General features: G+C 34.4%; 19 protein-coding genes. 4 read left to right on the top strand and 15 right to left on the bottom strand.

Annotated elements, in window-relative coordinates; all coding sequences use genetic code 11:
* Nucleotides 1-4: 4 nt before the first annotated feature.
* From BMY96_RS07760 to rsgA, 3 genes are read right to left on the bottom strand one after another with little or no spacing between them, the layout of a single operon-like run.
* The gene (locus tag BMY96_RS07760) at nucleotides 5-541 is read right to left on the bottom strand and encodes a metal-dependent hydrolase (RefSeq protein WP_092851087.1); all 537 of its coding nucleotides are present in this window, start codon (nucleotides 539-541) and stop codon (nucleotides 5-7) included.
* Entirely contained in the window at nucleotides 541-993 is a 453-nt protein-coding gene (gene dtd, locus BMY96_RS07755) for a D-aminoacyl-tRNA deacylase (protein ID WP_092851086.1), read from the bottom strand. The genes BMY96_RS07760 and dtd overlap by 1 nt, the downstream gene beginning before the upstream one ends.
* The gene (rsgA, locus tag BMY96_RS07750; protein WP_092851085.1) at nucleotides 990-1,940 is read right to left on the bottom strand and encodes a ribosome small subunit-dependent GTPase A; all 951 of its coding nucleotides are present in this window, start codon (nucleotides 1,938-1,940) and stop codon (nucleotides 990-992) included. Before rsgA ends, dtd begins: the two co-directional genes overlap by 4 nt.
* Nucleotides 1,941-2,106: 166 nt before the next feature.
* Here rsgA and BMY96_RS07745 point away from each other — a divergent pair, with 166 nt between their 5' ends.
* Nucleotides 2,107-2,556, top strand: coding sequence for a hypothetical protein (locus BMY96_RS07745; RefSeq protein ID WP_092851084.1), 450 nt, complete (start codon nucleotides 2,107-2,109; stop codon nucleotides 2,554-2,556).
* 69 nt (nucleotides 2,557-2,625) lie between these two features.
* Here the strand turns inward: BMY96_RS07745 and BMY96_RS07740 are convergent, their stop codons facing one another.
* From BMY96_RS07740 to BMY96_RS07725, 4 genes are all read right to left on the bottom strand, one after another.
* A complete protein-coding gene (locus tag BMY96_RS07740) occupies nucleotides 2,626-3,708 on the bottom strand; it encodes a bifunctional 3-deoxy-7-phosphoheptulonate synthase/chorismate mutase type II (protein ID WP_092851082.1) in 1,083 nt (360 codons plus the stop codon).
* 172 nt (nucleotides 3,709-3,880) lie between these two features.
* Nucleotides 3,881-4,732: a prephenate dehydrogenase gene (locus BMY96_RS07735; protein ID WP_092851080.1), complete on the bottom strand. Its 852-nt coding sequence runs from the start codon at nucleotides 4,730-4,732 to the stop codon at nucleotides 3,881-3,883.
* Nucleotides 4,733-4,860: 128 nt separating this feature from the next.
* Nucleotides 4,861-6,006 carry a pyridoxal phosphate-dependent aminotransferase gene (locus BMY96_RS07730; RefSeq protein WP_092851079.1) on the bottom strand — a complete coding sequence of 382 codons (1,146 nt, stop codon included), beginning with the start codon at nucleotides 6,004-6,006 and terminating at the stop codon, nucleotides 4,861-4,863.
* Nucleotides 6,003-6,830, bottom strand: coding sequence for a prephenate dehydratase (locus BMY96_RS07725; RefSeq protein WP_092851077.1), 828 nt, complete (start codon nucleotides 6,828-6,830; stop codon nucleotides 6,003-6,005). Before BMY96_RS07725 ends, BMY96_RS07730 begins: the two co-directional genes overlap by 4 nt.
* A 342-nt stretch (nucleotides 6,831-7,172) precedes the next feature.
* On the opposite strand from BMY96_RS07725, the gene gldA reads away from it, so the two are divergent.
* The 3 genes from gldA to BMY96_RS07710 all read left to right on the top strand — a co-directional run bounded on the left by gldA (nucleotide 7,173) and on the right by BMY96_RS07710 (nucleotide 11,549).
* The gene (gldA, locus tag BMY96_RS07720; RefSeq protein ID WP_092851076.1) at nucleotides 7,173-8,069 is read left to right on the top strand and encodes a gliding motility-associated ABC transporter ATP-binding subunit GldA; all 897 of its coding nucleotides are present in this window, start codon (nucleotides 7,173-7,175) and stop codon (nucleotides 8,067-8,069) included.
* A gap of 198 nt (nucleotides 8,070-8,267) precedes the next feature.
* On the top strand, nucleotides 8,268-10,358 hold the full coding sequence (gene pta / locus BMY96_RS07715; protein ID WP_092851075.1) for a phosphate acetyltransferase: 2,091 nt from the start codon (nucleotides 8,268-8,270) through the stop codon (nucleotides 10,356-10,358).
* 3 nt (nucleotides 10,359-10,361) lie between these two features.
* Entirely contained in the window at nucleotides 10,362-11,549 is a 1,188-nt protein-coding gene (locus BMY96_RS07710; protein ID WP_092851073.1) for an acetate/propionate family kinase, read from the top strand.
* On the opposite strand, the gene BMY96_RS07705 is transcribed toward BMY96_RS07710, so the two are convergent.
* The 8 genes from BMY96_RS07705 to BMY96_RS07670 form a co-directional block, all read right to left on the bottom strand.
* Entirely contained in the window at nucleotides 11,535-12,281 is a 747-nt protein-coding gene (locus tag BMY96_RS07705) for a head GIN domain-containing protein (protein WP_175473534.1), read from the bottom strand. The two genes, BMY96_RS07710 and BMY96_RS07705, sit on opposite strands and share 15 nt — an antisense overlap.
* Nucleotides 12,278-13,378 carry an acyloxyacyl hydrolase gene (locus BMY96_RS07700; RefSeq protein ID WP_092851072.1) on the bottom strand — a complete coding sequence of 367 codons (1,101 nt, stop codon included), beginning with the start codon at nucleotides 13,376-13,378 and terminating at the stop codon, nucleotides 12,278-12,280. The genes BMY96_RS07705 and BMY96_RS07700 overlap by 4 nt, the downstream gene beginning before the upstream one ends.
* A 24-nt stretch (nucleotides 13,379-13,402) precedes the next feature.
* Nucleotides 13,403-14,359 carry a methylenetetrahydrofolate reductase [NAD(P)H] gene (metF, locus tag BMY96_RS07695; protein WP_092851070.1) on the bottom strand — a complete coding sequence of 319 codons (957 nt, stop codon included), beginning with the start codon at nucleotides 14,357-14,359 and terminating at the stop codon, nucleotides 13,403-13,405.
* Between the two features lie 233 nt (nucleotides 14,360-14,592).
* Nucleotides 14,593-14,826, bottom strand: coding sequence for a hypothetical protein (locus BMY96_RS07690; RefSeq protein ID WP_092851069.1), 234 nt, complete (start codon nucleotides 14,824-14,826; stop codon nucleotides 14,593-14,595).
* A 2-nt stretch (nucleotides 14,827-14,828) separates the two neighbouring features.
* The gene (gene metH / locus BMY96_RS07685) at nucleotides 14,829-17,531 is read right to left on the bottom strand and encodes a methionine synthase (RefSeq protein WP_092851068.1); all 2,703 of its coding nucleotides are present in this window, start codon (nucleotides 17,529-17,531) and stop codon (nucleotides 14,829-14,831) included.
* Complete coding sequence (locus tag BMY96_RS07680; protein ID WP_092851066.1) at nucleotides 17,528-17,890, bottom strand: four helix bundle protein; 363 nt, start codon at nucleotides 17,888-17,890, stop codon at nucleotides 17,528-17,530. Before BMY96_RS07680 ends, metH begins: the two co-directional genes overlap by 4 nt.
* Before the next feature lie 36 nt (nucleotides 17,891-17,926).
* The gene (locus BMY96_RS07675; protein ID WP_092851065.1) at nucleotides 17,927-18,208 is read right to left on the bottom strand and encodes an antibiotic biosynthesis monooxygenase family protein; all 282 of its coding nucleotides are present in this window, start codon (nucleotides 18,206-18,208) and stop codon (nucleotides 17,927-17,929) included.
* A gap of 9 nt (nucleotides 18,209-18,217) precedes the next feature.
* On the bottom strand, nucleotides 18,218-19,234 hold the full coding sequence (locus BMY96_RS07670) for a homocysteine S-methyltransferase family protein (RefSeq protein WP_092851064.1): 1,017 nt from the start codon (nucleotides 19,232-19,234) through the stop codon (nucleotides 18,218-18,220).
* Nucleotides 19,235-19,241 lie beyond the last annotated feature (7 nt).

The raw sequence follows: 19,241 nt of genomic DNA, 5'->3' as shown, positions 1-19,241 counted from the left end.
AAAATCATATTTCGTTGTAATACATGTTTTTTAGTTTACAAACTAAAAATCGTATACCCAATACTAAAAAACAAGGCAGAAAAATATATTTAAATTCACTAAATAGCACTGCTACACCTCTAGAAGAAATAAAGTTTTCAACACCAAGTGGAGACACTAATATGTCTCTAAACTGAAAAAAGAATCGCTTATTATTAAAAGGAATAAAAAACCCAACACCTTTTCCGCCAGAAGTCATAGCATCGAAAACACCGTGTGAAATCATAGAAAGACAAATAACTAAAAACCAAATGAGCTTATTTTTCTTGCCTATAGTAAGCATTAATAATAAAGCCCAAAGTACAGCAAATAGTATGGAGTGTGTAAACCCACGATGCCCTAAAGGATGCTCGTAAGCAAAACCTAGCTTAAAGGCAATAACATCAAAATCGGGTAAAATTGCAGAACACACCGCGGCTAGCACTAACCATTTTAGGTTTTTATCATCAATAACTTTTGCTATTGTAAAACCAACTATACCGTGCCCAAATAAGGATGCCATTACTCTTTATTTTTCGAATCGATTATAATAGTAACCGGACCATCATTTAAAAGCTCAACTTTCATGTCTGCTCCAAATTGCCCTGTTTGTACTTTTTTACCTAAATCTTTTTCTATTTGATTTACAAAATCTTCATAAAGCGGTATAGCCACATCTGGTTTGGCAGCTTTAATATAACTTGGTCTGTTTCCTTTTTTAGTTGACGCTTGCAAAGTAAACTGACTTACAACAATAACATCTCCATTAGTATCTTTTAAGGACCTATTCATTACCTCGTTTTCGTCTCCAAAAATTCTTAGGTTTACTATTTTGTTGGATAGCCATGTAATATCTTCTAGAGTGTCTTCATTTACTATACCTAGTAATATTAATAGTCCGTTTTCTATCGAGGCTACTTTTTCGCCTTCAATCGTTACGCTAGCTTTAGTAACTCTTTGTATAACTACTTTCATTCTTTATCCCAAATATCCGTTCTATAATGCTCATCTTCACCTTCTAAAATTTGCACGTAGCTTCGATAGCGCGAATATGCAATTTCGTCGTTTTCTAAAGCTTCTTTTACAGCACATTTTGGTTCTTTTAAATGCAAACAATTGTTGAATTTACAATCTTGCTTAAGCTTAAATATTTCAGGAAAATAATCTCCAACTTCTTCGCGTTCCATATCCACTACACCAAAACCTTTAATACCTGGTGTATCAACAATTTTAGCATCGAAACTTAAATCGAACATTTCTGCAAATGTTGTAGTATGCTGCCCTTGGCTATGTTGCGTAGATATCTCTTTAGTTTTTATATTTAAAGTAGGTTCTATAGTGTTTACCAAAGTCGATTTTCCAACTCCAGAATGGCCAGAAAACATACTCGTTTTACCAAGCATTAAAGCTTTTACTTTATCTACATTTTTACCTGTAGTTGCAGATACACCAATACACTCGTAACCTATTTGCCGATACTCATGGGCTAAGTAACGAACTTCATTTAAAGTTTCTTCATTATACGTATCAATCTTATTAAATAACAAAACCGTTTTAATAGAATACGCTTCGGCTGTTACTAAAAACCTATCAATAAAACTTGTAAGGGTTGGCGGATTATTAATAGTAATCATTAAGAATACCTGATCTAAATTGGCGGCAATAATATGGGTTTGCTTAGATAAATTAACAGATTTCCTAACGATATAATTAACCCGATCGTGAATGTTATGAATAACACCAGTTTCTGTATTGTTATCCGTTTCTAATTCGAAATCTACTACATCGCCAACCGCAATAGGATTAGTGCTTCTTATACCTTTAAGACGGAATTTACCCTTAATACGGCATTCGTAAGTATGGCCCAATTCGGTCTTAACGGTGTACCAACTTCCTGTAGATTTATAAACGTGTCCTGTCATTCATTAGATTATGGTACAAAATAACAATTTTTTAATTGATTTACATTAACCTAAAATTGCTTTTTTTGGCAGATAATTATGGTCAAATTTAATACAAAAGAAGCCTCTTACGGGTAAGAATTTTTATATTAGCTTTTTTTAATCACAAAATTTAAAACCTTACAACATGAAAAAATTATTAATTGTATTAACTATCGCATTATTTACTTTTATTGAAACCAATGCCCAAGTAGAATACAAAGTAGTAACAAGTGTGGAATCTATTGTTCCAAACGGTTTAGGACGTTCTAGAATTATTAGTGCTAACGAAAAGAAAGATTACAAAGAGTTTACATCAACACAAACCGAGGAAGATAATACACGTAACAAATCTAAACGTGGCGAAATAAGAGTTAAAGGATTTGATGAAACTAAACTATTAAACTTTTACAATATTGGAGGTATTCGTTTCCAAAACATTGCTGCTAACGATGCTATTATTGAATCTAAAATAAACACCATGATTGAAGAAGGTTGGGAACTTGCCTTTGTAACTAGTGGTGTAGAAAGCGAAGGTGGAAAAGGTGACGGACAAGGTATTTTTATTACAAGATATATATTTAAAAGAAATAAATAATATTAAAATTATTTATAAAAAAAGCCTCGCAATGCGAGGCTTTTTTTTATTGAAATTAGTCTATACTAATTATCCGTTAATCACTTTTTCTTGATGGTTAATAGATTCTTGATGAACCGCTTTAAACATTTTCAAGATAAACTCTTCACTTAAACCATGTTGCTCACCTTCAAGTACCATTTTACCTAAAATTTCGTTCCAACGTTTAGATTGTAAAACCGCAACGTTTTTTTGCTTTTTAAGGGCACCAATGTTGTCTGAAGTTTTCATTCTTTTACCTAATAATTCAAGAATTTGATTATCAACAACATCAATTTGAGCTCTTAAATTCTCTAAAGAACTATTGTATTCTGCTTCTGCATTAGACTCTTTTCTAATTTTCAAATCTTTCATAATTTGAACTAAGGTAGACGGTGTAACCTGTTGTGCAGCATCACTCCAAGCATTTTCAGGATCGTAGTGCGTTTCAATCATTAAACCATCAAAGTTTAAATCTAAAGCCGTTTGCGAAACATCAAAAATCATATCTCTCTTTCCTGTAATATGCGATGGGTCGTTAATTAATGGAATATCAGGGAATTTATTTTGAAACTCGATAGCCAATTGCCATTCTGGAGTATTTCTATATTTCGTTTTTTCGTAAGTAGAAAAACCTCTATGTATCGCACCAATATTTTTAACACCAGCCGTATAAATTCTTTCTATACCACCTAACCATAAAGCTAAATCTGGATTTACTGGGTTTTTAATTAGTACTGGTTTATCAGTACCTTTTAAAGCATCAGCAATCTCTTGCATAATAAAAGGAGACACTGTAGAACGTGCACCAATCCATAATAAATCAATATCATGCTCTAAAGCTAATTTTACATGAGCCGCATTAGCAACCTCCGTACACACTTTCATTCCTGTTTCGGCCTTAACTTTTTGTAACCATTTCAAACCTAAAGCACCAACACCTTCAAACATTCCAGGTCTAGTTCTTGGTTTCCAAATCCCAGCTCTAAAATAGCTTACATCTGTATCTTTCAATTCGTGAGCAATTTTTAATACTTGCTCTTCTGTTTCTGCGCTACATGGACCTGCAATTACTAACGGATGATCTAAATTTAAATCATCTAACCAGGTTCTCATTTTTTTTGTGTTTTCCATTTTTACTTAATATTTAGCCGCTTAAGCTATTTCATTTACTATTTATTTTGTACTCTTTTATTCTCTTACTTGGAGGCCTCCCCTAATCCCTTCAAAGGAGGGGCACATTTACTCAAACTTTTAATAAGAGTAAGCGTTCCTCCCCTTTGGAGAGGTTAGGAGGGGCTTCCTATTAAACAATACCATTCAAAATATCTTTAATATGATTGGTGTTTTGCATTTCATTAAAAATCTCGTCAAAGTTATCACTTTTCATTAACTCCTTAAAATGCGTTAAATTATTTATATACTCCTCTAAAGTTTCCACCACATTGGCTTTATTTTGCTTAAAAATAGGTGTCCACATTTCGGGCGAACTTTTAGCCAAACGCACCGTAGATGCAAATCCACTTCCTGCCATATCAAAAATATCGCGCTCATTACGTTCCTTATCAATTACCGTTTTACCTAGCATAAACGAACTAATGTGCGATAAATGCGACACATAAGCAATGTGTTTATCATGATCTTTAGGGTTCATATAACGAATGCGCATACCAATATCTGTAAACAACTTTAATGCTTTTTCCTGTAGCTTAAATGTTGTTTTTTCAACCTCACAAACAATATTTGTTTTCCCAATAAACAAACCTTCAATAGCTGCTGTAGGTCCCGAGTGTTCTGTTCCTGCAATAGGATGCATCGCTAAAAAGTTACGACGTTTTGGGTGATTTTCAACCACTTTACAAATCGCTTCTTTAGTAGAACCTGCATCAACCACTAAACCAGTATCCGATATTTTATCTAAAATGGTTGGTAGCAATTTTACCGTAGCATCTACCGGAATAGATACAATAACCAAATCGGCATTTCCAAGATCGTCTAAAGTTGCTTTTTTATCAATTAAACCGAGTTCCAAGGCTTTTTCTAGTGTAGCATCTTTTCTACTAATACCATGAATAATCACATCCGGATTATGCTTCTTAATATCAATAGCAAGACTGCCTCCTATTAAACCTACTCCTATGGCGTATATATTTTTCATAAAGCCTCTCCCTAACCCTCTCCAAAGGAGAGAGAACTGTTACGGGTAAATTACTTTTTTATTTTAATATTCTTTTTACTTATTAACTTTTGTCCACAACAACTGTAAACTGTTATTGCTACTGCATACTACTTAACTCGCGCTATAGCTTCTTCTAAAACTTCGGTCGATGCGCATAAAGAAAACCTAATATAACCTTCGCCTTTGGTTCCAAAAATAGTGCCTGGTGTAATAAAAATATGGTTCTCTTTTAGTACTACATCAATAAACTCTTCAGACTTTAAATACGCTGGTAATTTTGCCCAAACAAAAAGTCCTGTAGCCTCCCTATCGTAAGTACAATTTAATGCATCGGCCAATTGCCAAACTAAATTTCTGCGTTCTTTATACACATTATTTAAAGTAGCAAACCACATGCTAGAACATTTTAAAGCCTCAATAGCCCCTTTTTGTATGCCGTAAAACATACCAGAATCCATATTACTTTTTACTTTTAAAATATTACTAATATGCTCGCTAGATCCTAAAACCATTCCTACACGCCATCCGGCCATATTAAAGGTTTTACTTAAAGAGTTTAACTCTAAACACACCTCTTTTGCGCCTTCAACACTTAAAATACTTTTAGGGGCATCGTTTAAAATAAAACTATACGGATTATCATTAACTATTAAAATATTATGACGCTTACCAAATGCTACTAACTCTTCAAAAACATAATTAGTAGGTTTTGCTCCTGTTGGCATATGCGGATAATTAACCCACATTAGCTTCACTTTACTTAAATCTTGGCTTTCTAAAGCTTTAAAATCTGGCATCCAGTTATTAGCTTCATCCAACTCGTAAAGCACACCTTTAGCACCTACTAATTTTGTAACCGATTGGTAGGTTGGGTATCCAGGATTAGGAATTAAAACTTCATCGCCTTCATTTAAGTAGGCCATAGAAATATGCATAATACCTTCCTTACTTCCCATTAACGGTAAAACCTCTGTACTCGGACTAATATTTACCGAAAACTGATCTTTATAAAAACGCGATATGGCATCTCTTAGTTCTGGTAATCCCTGGTAACTCTGGTATTTATGAGCTATTGGGTTTTCAAAACTTGCAGAAATAGCAGATAACACCTTTTTTGGTGGTTGTAAATCTGGACTCCCAATACCTAGGTTTATAACCGGTTTTCCGTTTGCAATAAGCAAGTTTACTTCTCTTAATTTTTTAGAAAAGTAATATTCTTCAACCGTTTGTAACCTTATAGCTGGTTCAATCATATCTTGGCATTTTTATATTCTCCTAACACTTTAAAATCGTCGCCCATAATATCTATTACAGATTTTGCTTTTTTAAAGTCTAAATAATTCTCGAAAGTTACATCTACAAAAAATGCATACTTCCATGGGGTCTCCACGATTGGTAAAGATTGAATTTTTGTTAAATTAAGCTTACAATCGCTCATTACATTTAAAATAGTGGCAAGACTCCCTCTTTTATGGTTAGCTTCAAACTTAACCGAAGCTTTATTTATTTCACTTTCTAATACCTCAGCATTTTTACGCTTTACAATAACAAAACGCGTTTCGTTATGTTTAATAGTTTGTATGCTATGTGCTAAAATATCTAACTCGAAAATTTCGGCTGCTTTAACACTAGCAATGGCACCAATACCTGGTATATTTTTTTCTTGTATACGTCGTGCAACCTCGGCAGTATCTTTATCTTCAACCAGTTTAATATGCGGATATTGCTTAAAAAACGCTTTACATTGCAATAAGGCCATTGGGTGCGAATACACTTCTTTAATATCTTCGATATTTTGATTTGGCAACCCCATTAAATTATGCTGTATATCCAAATAATGCTCCCCAACAATATGTAAACCATACTTATCAATTAATGCATAATTAGGAATTATAGAACCCGCAATAGAATTCTCTAAAGCCATAATAGCAGCATCACATTCTTTAGTAATTAGAGCGTCTACAACTCTATCAAAAGTCATACACTCTATAACATCTACAGGGTTACTAAAAAACTCCTGCGACACAATGTGATGAAAAGATCCTATTACACCTTGTATGGCTACTTTGTTTATCAAAACTTAATTTTTAATACTATTTTACTTTAAATTACTATTAAATGCATTAAAGGTTAAACAAAAAAAAGTCTCGATTTTCATCGAGACTCATACTTTAATTTATACCTATAAATTATACATACAGCGTCTCGTTTCTTTTGCTAAAAAAGAAATAGAAATAGTTGCTAAAATATGTATAACCTGTTGTCATTGTCATAATTGAGTGGCTAAAGTAATTAATTATTTAAGAAATCAAAATACATTAAAACCTTTTTTTAATTTTTCTGAAAAGTTTTAAAGATTTTATAGTAAATATCACTTTACATTATATAATCATTTATTTTTGAACAAATTAATTTAATTATGTCTATTGAGGTTAATAACATATCTAAAATTTACGGAAAACAAAAAGCTTTAAATAACATTTCCTTTAAAGTAGGTAAACCAGAAATAGTTGGTTTTTTAGGGCCTAATGGCGCAGGTAAATCTACCATGATGAAAATTTTAACTACCTACCTTAATGCCAACGGAGGGACGGTTAAGGTAAATGGTTTTGATATACTAACAAACACCAAAGCCGTACAACAGAGTGTTGGATACCTTCCAGAACATAACCCTTTATATTTAGAGCAGTATATAAAGGAGTATCTAAGCTTCAATGCAAATATTTATGGTGTTAGCAAAAACCGTATAGATGAAGTCATTGAATTAACTGGCCTAACACCAGAAGCTCACAAAAAAATTGGAGAGCTATCTAAAGGGTATCGGCAACGAGTAGGTTTAGCTAATGCCTTACTGCACGATCCAGAAGTTTTAATTTTAGACGAACCAACAACCGGTTTAGACCCAAACCAATTAGTAGATATTAGAAACCTTATAAAATCTATAGGCACCACCAAAACTGTATTTCTTTCTACACATATAATGCAAGAGGTTGAAGCCATGTGCGACCGTGTTATTATTATTAATAAAGGCGAAATAGTAGCAGATAAAAAATTAAAAGACCTACGCGACGAAAAGGAACAAGTGGTTATTGTAGAGTTTGATTACCGTGTTGAAGACGCTTTTTTACTAAAATTACCAAAGGTTAGTAAAGTGGTAAACACCTATGATTTTGTTTACGAAATCACTTTTAAAACCTCAGAAGATATGCGCTCGTACGTATTTGATTTTGCCCATGACAACGAGTTAAAAATCCTTCAGCTTAATCAAAAAAACACCAGTTTAGAAACCTTATTTAGAGAATTAACCAGTGTATAACACCTGTTATTTCATAAATAAATAATATATTCCTACTTTATTTTTAAAATTGGTTAACCAATACATGATAATTATCATCTTTAAAAAGGTATCCAAGTTTTATTTTTGTTGCAAGACCATATTAAAAAATAAAATGATTTTAAATATTAGAGCCCTACAAGGCGCATTCTAGTATTTTTTAAACCATAAACTAATACAATGAGCAAAGGAATTTATGTAGCAACTATCGAACCCAATAGCGGCAAATCGGTTGTTGTACTTGGTTTAATGCGTATGCTACTCGGTAAAACGGCCAAAGTAGGATACTTTAGACCAATTATTGAAGACACAAAAGCCGGTGAAATGGATAATCATATAAATACTGTGATTTCCTATTTTGAACTTGATATTAATTATAAAAAAACCTTTGCTTACACCAGAAGCCAGGTTTTAGATTTATACAACAAAGGAAAATCGGGCGATGTTATTGACGAAATCATAAAAAAATATAAATACCTAGAAGACCACTTTGATTTTGTTTTGGTTGAGGGCACCGATTTTTCGCATGAAAACTCGAGTTTAGAATTAGACATTAACCTTCTTATATCTAAAAACTTAGGATTACCAGCCATCATTGTTTCGCAAGGTGATGGGAAATCTTTATCGGAAATCGTAGATAATGTACAATTAGCTCACGATACCTTTAAAGGAGAAGTTGAAGTGCTGTCTTTAATGACCAATAAAATTAACCCTAACGATGTTAGCACTTTAAAATCGCTTTTAAAAGCTAGAATTAATAGTGGAACCGATATTACGGTTATCCCAAAAATTAAAAGTTTAGCAAGCCCAACCATTAAGGAAATTTCTAAAAAACTTGATGGCACCATTCTTTTTGGTGAGGATATGATAAATAACCAAGCCGAAAATTTTAGCGTGGGAGCAATGCAGCTACGTAACTACCTAACGCATTTAAAGGAAAACTCCTTAGTAATTACACCTGGTGATAGAGCAGATATTATTTTAGGGGCGCTACAAGCCAACATCTCTAAAAATTACCCAAAAATATCAGGTATTATTTTAACAGGTGGTTTAATTCCAGAAGAACCTATTCTGAAATTAATTGAGGGATTATCTAGTGTTGTGCCTATTATTAGCGTTAAAGCGGGAACCTTTTATGTAACCAATACAATAGGTAAAATACGTTCTAGAATTTATGCCGAAAACACCGAAAAAATTGAAACTTCTATTGCTACTTTTGAAAAACATGTAGCCACAGAAAAATTAGCTGAGGACTTAGTTACTTTTGAATCTGGTATTTTCACCCCAAGAATGTTTCAGTACAATTTACTGCAGCGTGCATTAAAAGATAAAAAACATATAGTTTTACCCGAAGGCTACGACGAACGTATTTTACGTGCAGCAGCCCGTTTAATTGATGCTCGTGTGGTCGATTTAACTTTAATTGGCGAGGAAGATAAAATACGCGAACGCCTTATACGTTACGATATACCGTTAAACATAGAAGACGTTAATATTGTTTTCCCTCAAAACTCACCGCACTTTAAGGACTATGTAAATACGTTTTATGAGCTAAGAAAACATAAAAACGTTAACTTAGATATGGCTCGAGATGCCATGTCCGATGTGTCGTATTTTGCAACCATGATGATTTATAAAGGACATGCCGATGGTATGGTTTCGGGAGCCATTCATACTACAGCACATACCTTGCGTCCTGCGTTGCAATTTATAAAAACTAAACCCGGCGTAAATATTGTCTCTTCAGTATTCTTTATGTGTTTAGAAGACCGCGTTTCCATTTTTGGAGATTGTGCTATTAACCCAAACCCAAATGCAGAGCAACTAGCCGAAATAGCCATTTCATCTGCCAAAACTGCTAAAGATTTTGGCGTAGAACCTAAGGTTGCAATGTTGTCGTATTCATCTGGTGCTTCTGGTAAAGGTGAAGATGTAGAACGCGTTAGAAAAGCTACAGAAATTGCAAAAGCAAAGGCTCCAGACTTAAAAATTGAAGGGCCTATTCAATACGATGCCGCAGTAGATATGCGTATTGGTAAAAGTAAATTACCAGACTCGGAAGTTGCAGGACAAGCAAGCGTTTTAATTTTTCCAGATTTAAATACAGGTAACAACACTTACAAAGCGGTACAACGAGAAACAGGAGCTTTAGCTATTGGCCCAATGCTACAAGGTTTAAACAAACCTGTAAACGATTTAAGTAGAGGTTGTACTGCCGACGATATTTATAGCACCGTAATTATAACCGCCATTCAAGCTCAAGATTTTTAATATATGCAAGTATTAGTTTTAAATTCGGGAAGTTCTTCCTTAAAATTTCAATTATTCGCCATGCCCGAAGCCACTATTTTATGTTCTGGCTTAATTGAGCGCATTGGGTTTGAAGATGCAAAATTTATATTCAAAACAAATGGCAATACTATTCAGGTTATTGAAGCTATACCCAACCATAAAGTAGGTTTAGAATTACTATCTAAACAATTACTACATAAAGAAACGGGCATTATAAAATCGGCTGATGGTATTGATATTGTTGGCCATCGCGTAGTTCAAGGTGGTGCATCGTTTAATAAAACAACCGAAATCACGCCATCTGTAAAAGCTAAAATAAAAGACCTTTTTAGTTTAGCGCCATTGCATAATCCTGCTAATTTTGAAGGTATTGAAGTTGCCGAAATTGTATTCCCTAAGGCTAAGCAAGTTGCCGTTTTCGATACCGCATTTCATCAAACTATACCCGAGCATGTTTACAAATATGCCATTCCTAATGAGTTTTCAGAACAATACAAAATCCGTTTATATGGGTTTCATGGCACAAGTCATAAATACGTATCAGAAAATGCAATTGATTATTTAGGCAAACAACATTCTAAAATAATAAGCATACATTTAGGAAACGGTTGTAGCATTACGGCAATAAAAGATGGTAAAAGTATTGACCATTCTATGGGGTTAACGCCTCTAGATGGCTTAATTATGGGCACACGAAGTGGCGCTATCGATCCTTCTGTAATTTTTCATTTAGCAAAAAAATTAGATTATAGTTTGGATGAAATTAACACCCTTTTACAGAAAAAAAGTGGCATGTTAGGATTAACTGGATATAGTGATTTAAGAGATATTCAAGCGGAAGCTGAAAAAGGAAATAGAGTCTGTAAGCTGGCTTTACAAATGAATGCGTATCGCATTAAAAAATATATAGGAAGCTATACCGCCATATTAAACGGATTGGATGCCATTGTGTTTACCGCTGGAATTGGCGAAAACTCGCCAGAAATGCGCGAACTGGTCTGTACAGATTTGGAGTATTTAGGCATCCACTTAGATGTTGAAAAAAATAAAATACGCCCAAGTAAATTAACGGCTGTATGCTCTGACACTTCCAAAGTAAAAGTTTTAGTTATTCCAACAAACGAAGAGTTAGAAATAGCAAAACAGGCGGTAAATTTATTCCAGAATTAATCGGCCTCTATAAACTTCTTCTACATTAATAATTGGAGGTGTATTTACAGAAATAACATCTCCAATACCCGATATTGTTCCAGTAATTTCTTGCTGTGGATTTACAATCATATCGTTGGAACCTCTGTTATTCACACTCACTGTTTGGGCCACTAAATTACGCCCTTCAAAACGGGACGTTCCAGATGCAAAGGTGACACTCAAATTCTCGGTTTGTCCGGTAATATAAGCGACCGATAAGTTATTAAATACCACTCTAAAACTCGTGTTATCAATTTGCAGCCTAAAATCGCCTACATTAAAAGAACCTGGAGCTCCAAAATCTTCAGATAAAATAGTTAACTCCGGATACGTTAAAACCCCATCAGAACGAATATCAAATTGTGTCGAGCTTCTTATTTCGGTAATATTAGGTGCCGTAACATACACTTTAGTAACACCATATTCTCTAACATAATTACAAGTATTATTATCGGTTAAGGTTAATCTGCCATCTACAACCTCGGCAGTAACATCATTTAATAAATTCTTTCCGGTTTCAATAATAACACTTTGGGTAGCATCTTGTTTAATAACTAGCTCAACATCTCGGTTTACCAGAAGTTTAGTAAAACTTGCAACGGTAACCTCTTGTTGTATAATGTCGCCAGTTTTTTGAAAACAATCACCAGCATCTTCACTATCGCAAGCAATACCAACAATTAAAAATAGTATGTAAATCAACTTTTTCATAATCGTACACCAATTCCAAATTCTACACCTTCAGCTTTTGCACCATGAGATTTTAACGACATAACACCAAACCATTTGTTAGCGAAATAACGTTTTAAACCAAGTCTAGTATACACACGCCCTTCAAAATCGAAAGGATAATACACATAATACCCCAACTGCGTAATAAGTGATGTTTTGTTTATAAATAATTCATGACCAGCAAAAATACCAACACGTTTATGGTCTTCGTTACCTGTAAGGCCATCTTCAGGAAAAGCAACGCTTCTGTAGTAAATAAACTCTTTTAAAAAGTTAGAGAAAAACACATCGGTTCCTAATTGCACCGCACTCGATTTATTAATCCGTTTATCAGTGTAAGCAGATGCTACATACATAGCGTATTGCCCGCTTCCAAAAATATCGCTTTCATTAATACCCGTTCTAAATACCACATTATATTTAATAGGTTCAGAATAAGCCTGATCTGCTTGTTTATCTAAAGTATGTTGATATTCTAAATCTTTATCTGCTAAACTATACGTTAAACCTACATTAAAGGTTATGGAATTTGTACCATTATTAGGCGATTTTACATTAGCATTAGAGTAATGAATTAAGGAAAATCCACTTTGCAACCCAAACCTATCAAAAATACGCTCCTTTTTATAGTTTAACATCACGTAAGTACTACTGCCAAATTTAGACCCAAATGCCACATTTTTAAAATTGGTTTCTCTATCGTACGGATTCGTGTTATGTGCCATTCCTTGCCCAATACGAAACATTAAATGCCGTTTAAAAAAGTAAAAATTATAATGTGCGTAAAGCGAATAATTATTCCCTAAAACAGGGTTTTTCATGTCTTGGTAAGCAAAAGACACCCCATAATCCGGATAATTAAAACGCTGTTCCCAATCTTTAAAACCGTACGTTTTTTTATTCCAACTTAAAATAACACCATCGGGATGTCCCGTAATTAAATGAAGAATTTCGTTGTTGTGCAGCGCAATATTTCCTCGAAAATAATTCACATCCACATACGATGTGTGTGTTTTATCCTGAGCAAAACCAATAACACTAATAAAACTTAAAACACAACTAAAAAATAATTTCATATTGGATATCTAGTAAAGCAATAATTAAAATAATGCTTGAGCAATGGCTTTTACGTTATCACTTTTACCCATAGAGTAGTAATGTAAAACAGGAACACCAGCTTCACGCAACTCTTTAGATTGCTGTATGGCAAACTCCACACCTACCTGTCTTACTGCTTGGTTATCCTTACAACCCTCAACCGCATCAATTAAATCTTGAGGCAAATCAATTTTAAAAACCTGCGGCAAAATTTGTAAATGGCGTTTTACAGCAATAGGTTTTATGCCCGGAATAATAGGCACATTAATGCCCATTTCTCTTGCCTTATCAACAAACTCGAAATACTTGTTATTATCAAAAAACATTTGCGTAACCACGTAATCTGCACCAGCATCAACCTTAGCTTTTAAACGTCTTAAGTCTGTAACTAACGATGGCGCTTCCATGTGCTTTTCTGGGTAGCCAGCAACACCAATACAAAAATCAGAATTATGCTCTACAACAACATCATCATGTAAATATTGCCCTCTATTTAAAGTCGCAATTTGCTCTACCAACTCGCTAGCATAGGCATTCCCACCTTTAACCGGTTTAAAATAAGGCTCATCTTTCATGGAATCTCCACGAAGCGCCATAACATTATCCAAACCTAAATAATGGCAATCTACCAATACATATTCTGTTTCCTCTTTAGTAAAACCACCACACAATAAATGCGGAATAGCATCCACCTTATACTTATGCATAATAGACGCACAAATACCAACCGTTCCTGGTCGCATTCGCGTAATACGCTTATCTAAAAGTCCGTTACCTTTATCAATATACACATATTCCTCTCTAGAGGTTGTTACATCAATAAATGGCGGTTTAAACTCCATTAAAGGATCTATATTATTGTATAAATCCTGAATGTTTTTTCCTTTTTTTGGCGGTATCACTTCAAAAGAAAACAAAGTTTTACCGTTAGCGTTTTTTATATGGTCTGTTACTTTCATTACTATTTCCTGCGAAAGCAGGAATCTATTTATTGTTAATATTCTATTTTCTTAGCCACGAATTTACAAACGAATTCTTAAAGCTACTTTTTTATTTTATGGCGTTACCCTTCGCTTCATACCTACAAGGTTATTAAACCTTGCAGGAAACGCTATTGGTCGGGCTTTACGTTGCAAGTCCTCGCACCTCCTACGTCGGGCTGTGGGCTTTACACTGCAATCCCTAACGCGGGCTAACCTAGCATTTTTGTTACCTCATCAAAGCTTTCCTTATACTCCCAATAAATCCATCTACCATCGGTATAATCTGTTAAAATATATTTTTCGCTAACCGATTTTATTCTAGACACAGCCACAAGTTTCTTCGAAAATGTATCCGAATTTACATGCTGCAAGACTTCTTTATTCTTATTGTCATACCCATGAGATATCACATAACTTCCTAAAGTTAATTCTATAAATTTCATAATTATTCTTCGGCTAAGGTTGGGTGCAACCACTTTCTAGCTTTCTCCTTTGTTATTCCTTTTCGCGTAGCATAATCTGTTACTTGGTCGTCGGTAATTTTACCTAAACCAAAATACTTAGCCTCCGGATTACCAAAATAATACCCCGAAACTGCTGCTGCAGGCCACATGGCTAAACTCTCGGTTAATTTTACACCTATTAGTTTTTCAACTTCTAGCAATTCCCAAATGGTTTCCTTCTCTAAATGGTCTGGACACGCTGGATATCCTGGTGCTGGACGAATACCTTTATAACTTTCTTTAATTAAATCGGTATTCGTTAAATCTTCATCGGCAGCATAACCCCAATGTTTGGTTCTTATTTGCTTATGTAAATACTCAGCAAAAGCCTCTGCAAATCTATCGGCAATGGCTTGCACCATTATGGCGTTATAATCATCTTCCTTAGCTTTATAACTTTCTGCTAATTCTTGGGCTCCAAAAATACCAACACAAAATGCGCCTATATAATCGGTTTTACCCGTGTCTTGCGGTGCAATAAAATCTGCTAAAGCGTGATTAGGAATCCCTTCACGCTTTTTTAATTGCTGACGCAAAGTTCTAAACACAAATGGGTCTTGGCCTTTTTTAGTTACCAAAATGTCATCTTCATTTATAGAGTTTGCTTCAAACAGTCCAAAAACAGCTTTTGGTTTTAACGCTTGTTTCGCTATAATATCTTTAATTAAAACCTGAGCTTCATTATACATTATGGTGGCTTGTTCGCCTACGACTTCATCGGTTAAAATATCTGGAAATTTACCGTGTAAATCCCAACTTCTAAAAAACGGACTCCAATCAATAAACGGTTCTAATTCTTTTAAGCTTAATTGCTTTAAAATCTGCACACCTAATTCCTTAGGCTTTACAATTTCAGAAGTTTCCCAATCTATTTTATATTTTCTTTTTCTTGCCTCTGCTATTGATATATATGATTTTTCTTTACCGCGTTTTAAAAACTTGGTTCTAAATTCATCATAATCTGCTTTCATTTTAGCAACATACGCATGCGATGTTTTCTTGTTTAACAAATCGCCTACAACGGTTACTGCTCTAGAGGCATCATTTACATGCACTACCGCATTGTTATATTGGGTATCTATTTTAACTGCCGTATGTGCTTTTGAAGTTGTTGCACCACCAATAAGTAACGGTAATTCAAAATTTTGACGTTGCATTTCTTTAGCCAAATACACCATTTCATCTAACGATGGCGTAATTAAACCCGACAAACCAATAGCATCTACACGTTCTTTAATAGCTGTTTCAATAATTTTTTCGGGTGGTACCATAACCCCTAAATCCACTATTTCGTAATTATTACAAGCTAAAACAACACTTACAATATTTTTACCAATATCGTGAACATCGCCCTTAACGGTTGCCATTAATATTTTACCAACCGGCTCTTGTTTTTCGGTTTTTGCTGCCTCAATAAATGGGTTTAAATAGCCAACAGCTTTTTTCATTACACGAGCAGATTTTACAACCTGGGGTAAAAACATTTTTCCAGCACCAAACAAATCGCCAACGACATTCATACCAATCATTAAATGACCTTCAATGACCTCGATTGGAGATTCTGCTTCTTGTCTGGCTTGCTCAATATCTTCAATAATAAAAGCATCAATACCTTTAACTAAGGCATGAGTAATACGGTCTTGCAAAGGATTTTCACGCCATGATAAATCTGCTCCAGCTTCTTTTTTAGATCCTTTTACGGTTTCAGCAAAATCAAGTAAACGCTCTGTAGCATCGTCTCTTCTATCTAAAATAACATCTTCAATATGCTCTAATAAATCCTTTGGAATATCATCATAAACCTCTAGCAAAGCCGGATTTACAATACCCATGTTCATACCTGCTTGAATAGCATAGTATAAAAACACAGAATGCATCGCTTCTCGTACACCGTTATTCCCTCTAAATGAAAACGACACGTTACTTACACCTCCACTAACCGAAACATTTTCTAGATTTTGACGCACCCAACGCGTAGCTTCAATAAAATCGATAGCATTTCTGCGGTGCTCATCCATTCCTGTTGCTACAGGAAAAATATTTAAATCGAATATGATATCTTCAGAAGGGAAACCAACTTTATTTACTAAAATATCGTACGAGCGTTGCGCAATTTCTATACGTCTATCATAATTATCGGCTTGTCCAACTTCATCAAAAGCCATAACAATTACTGCAGCTCCGTAGCGTTTAATTTGTTTGGCCTCCCAAATAAATTTTTCTTCGCCTTCTTTTAAAGAAATTGAATTTACTACACATTTACCTTGTACTACTTTAAGGCCTGCTTCGATAATTTCCCATTTAGAACTATCAATCATAATAGGCACTCGACAAATATCTGGTTCGGCAGCAATTAAATTTAAAAAACGAATCATGGCTTCTTTTCCATCAATTAATCCGTCGTCAAAATTAATATCGATTATTTGCGCACCACCATCTACTTGATGACGTGCAATATCCAAAGCTTCATCAAATTTTTCTTCTTTAATTAAGCGAAGAAATTTTCTAGACCCTGCAACATTAGTACGTTCACCTACATTTATAAAATTGCTGTTTTCGTTTAAAACCAAAGGTTCTAAACCAGACAATTTCATGTATTTACTTTGGTGTGCTGTTACTCGTTTTTGGTTATTAGGCTCACTCATACTTTTAATTTCTTGTAATAATTGATAAATCCGTTAAGCAACTTTTTACAAGTTTCTATTTGAGATAATATATTATTTAACTTTTCCTCTGAAACAAACTTCAAATCGTTTGAAAGATATAACTGAGTTTCTAATTCATATAAAGAACCTCTAGAGATATACAAAAAACGAATAATATCCTTGGGTGTTTGTCTTCCGCAACCCTCTGCTATATTAGATGGAACTGAAACCGAACACCTTCTAATTTGGTTTGTAATACCATACACCTCTTCTTTTGGAAAATCATTAGTTATTAGATAGACTTGACTAACTAGCTTCCTAGCTTCAATCCAAACATCAAGTTCTATATATGATTTCATTTTTTTTACAATTAACTAATAACGAACTACTAATAACTAAACATAATGTTCTACTGTTGGAAACGGTTCATAAAAATGATGTAATAATGCTTTCCATTGTTGGTAGGCATCGGATGTTCTAAACCCGATTTCATGATCTTCAAGGGTTTCCCAGTTTACTAATAATATATATCTATCGTCCTGCTCGATACATTTTTTTAATTGGTGCGAGATATAGCCTTTCATTGAAGAAATTATTTTTTCAGCCTTTTGAAAACTAGTTTCAAATTCTGCCGAAAGTCCTTTCTTTATATGTAATGTGGCTACCTCTAGAATCATAACTCCTATTTATAGGATTCCTGCCTCCTTAGGAATTATAAATTCACGTGGTTTATATTTAGCTGCAATATCAGCTATAACCTTAATATGCTCTGGCGATGTACCGCAACAACCACCTATAATATTAATTAAATTCTTTTTTAAATACGCTTCAATTTGCTCTCCCATTTCTTCTGGAGTTTCATCGTACTCTCCAAAAGCATTTGGCAATCCTGCATTTGGATGTGCCGAAATAGCAAAATCTGTTTTATTGGCGATAGCTTCCAAATGGGGTTGTAATAAATTGGCACCTAAGGCACAGTTAAAACCAACCGACAATAACGGAATATGCGACACCGAAATTAAAAAAGCTTCGGCTGTTTGTCCAGACAAGGTTCTCCCTGATGCATCGGTAATTGTTCCGCTCAACATGGTTGGAATGTCTATACTGCGTTCGTCCTTAACTTCTTCAATAGCAAATAATGCCGCTTTGGCGTTAAGCGTATCGAAAACCGTTTCAACCAATAACAAATCAACACCACCATCAACTAAAGCTTCTATTTGTTGCTTGTATGCTATTCTTAACTCATCGAAAGTTACGGCTCTATAACCTGGATCGTTTACATCGGGCGACATACTTGCCGTACGGTTTGTTGGCCCTATCGAACCTGCAACAAAACGTGGTTTATGAGGTTCTTTGGCTGTAAATGCATCGGCAACTTCTTTGGCTATTTTAGCCGACTGATAATTTAATTCGTACACCAAATCTTCCATTTGATAATCTGCCATAGCTATGGTAGTTCCAGAAAACGTATTGGTTTCCACAATATCTGCACCAACCTCAAAATATTTTGCATGAATGGTTTTAATGGCTTCGGGCTGTGTAATAGACAACAAATCGTTATTACCCTGTAATGGTGTTGGGTAATCTTTAAAACGCTCGCCTCTAAAATCTTCTTCGGTGAATTTATACGCTTGTAGCATGGTACCCATGGCGCCATCTAAAACTAAAATTCGTTCTTTTAATGCTTGTTGTATATTCGACATTTGATAT

The sequence above is a fragment of the Algibacter pectinivorans genome (genome assembly GCF_900112595.1).
Taxonomy (GTDB): domain Bacteria; phylum Bacteroidota; class Bacteroidia; order Flavobacteriales; family Flavobacteriaceae; genus Algibacter_B; species Algibacter_B pectinivorans.
The sequence above is the reverse complement of the archived record's forward strand: the minus strand, read 5'-3'. Positions and strand labels throughout refer to the sequence as shown.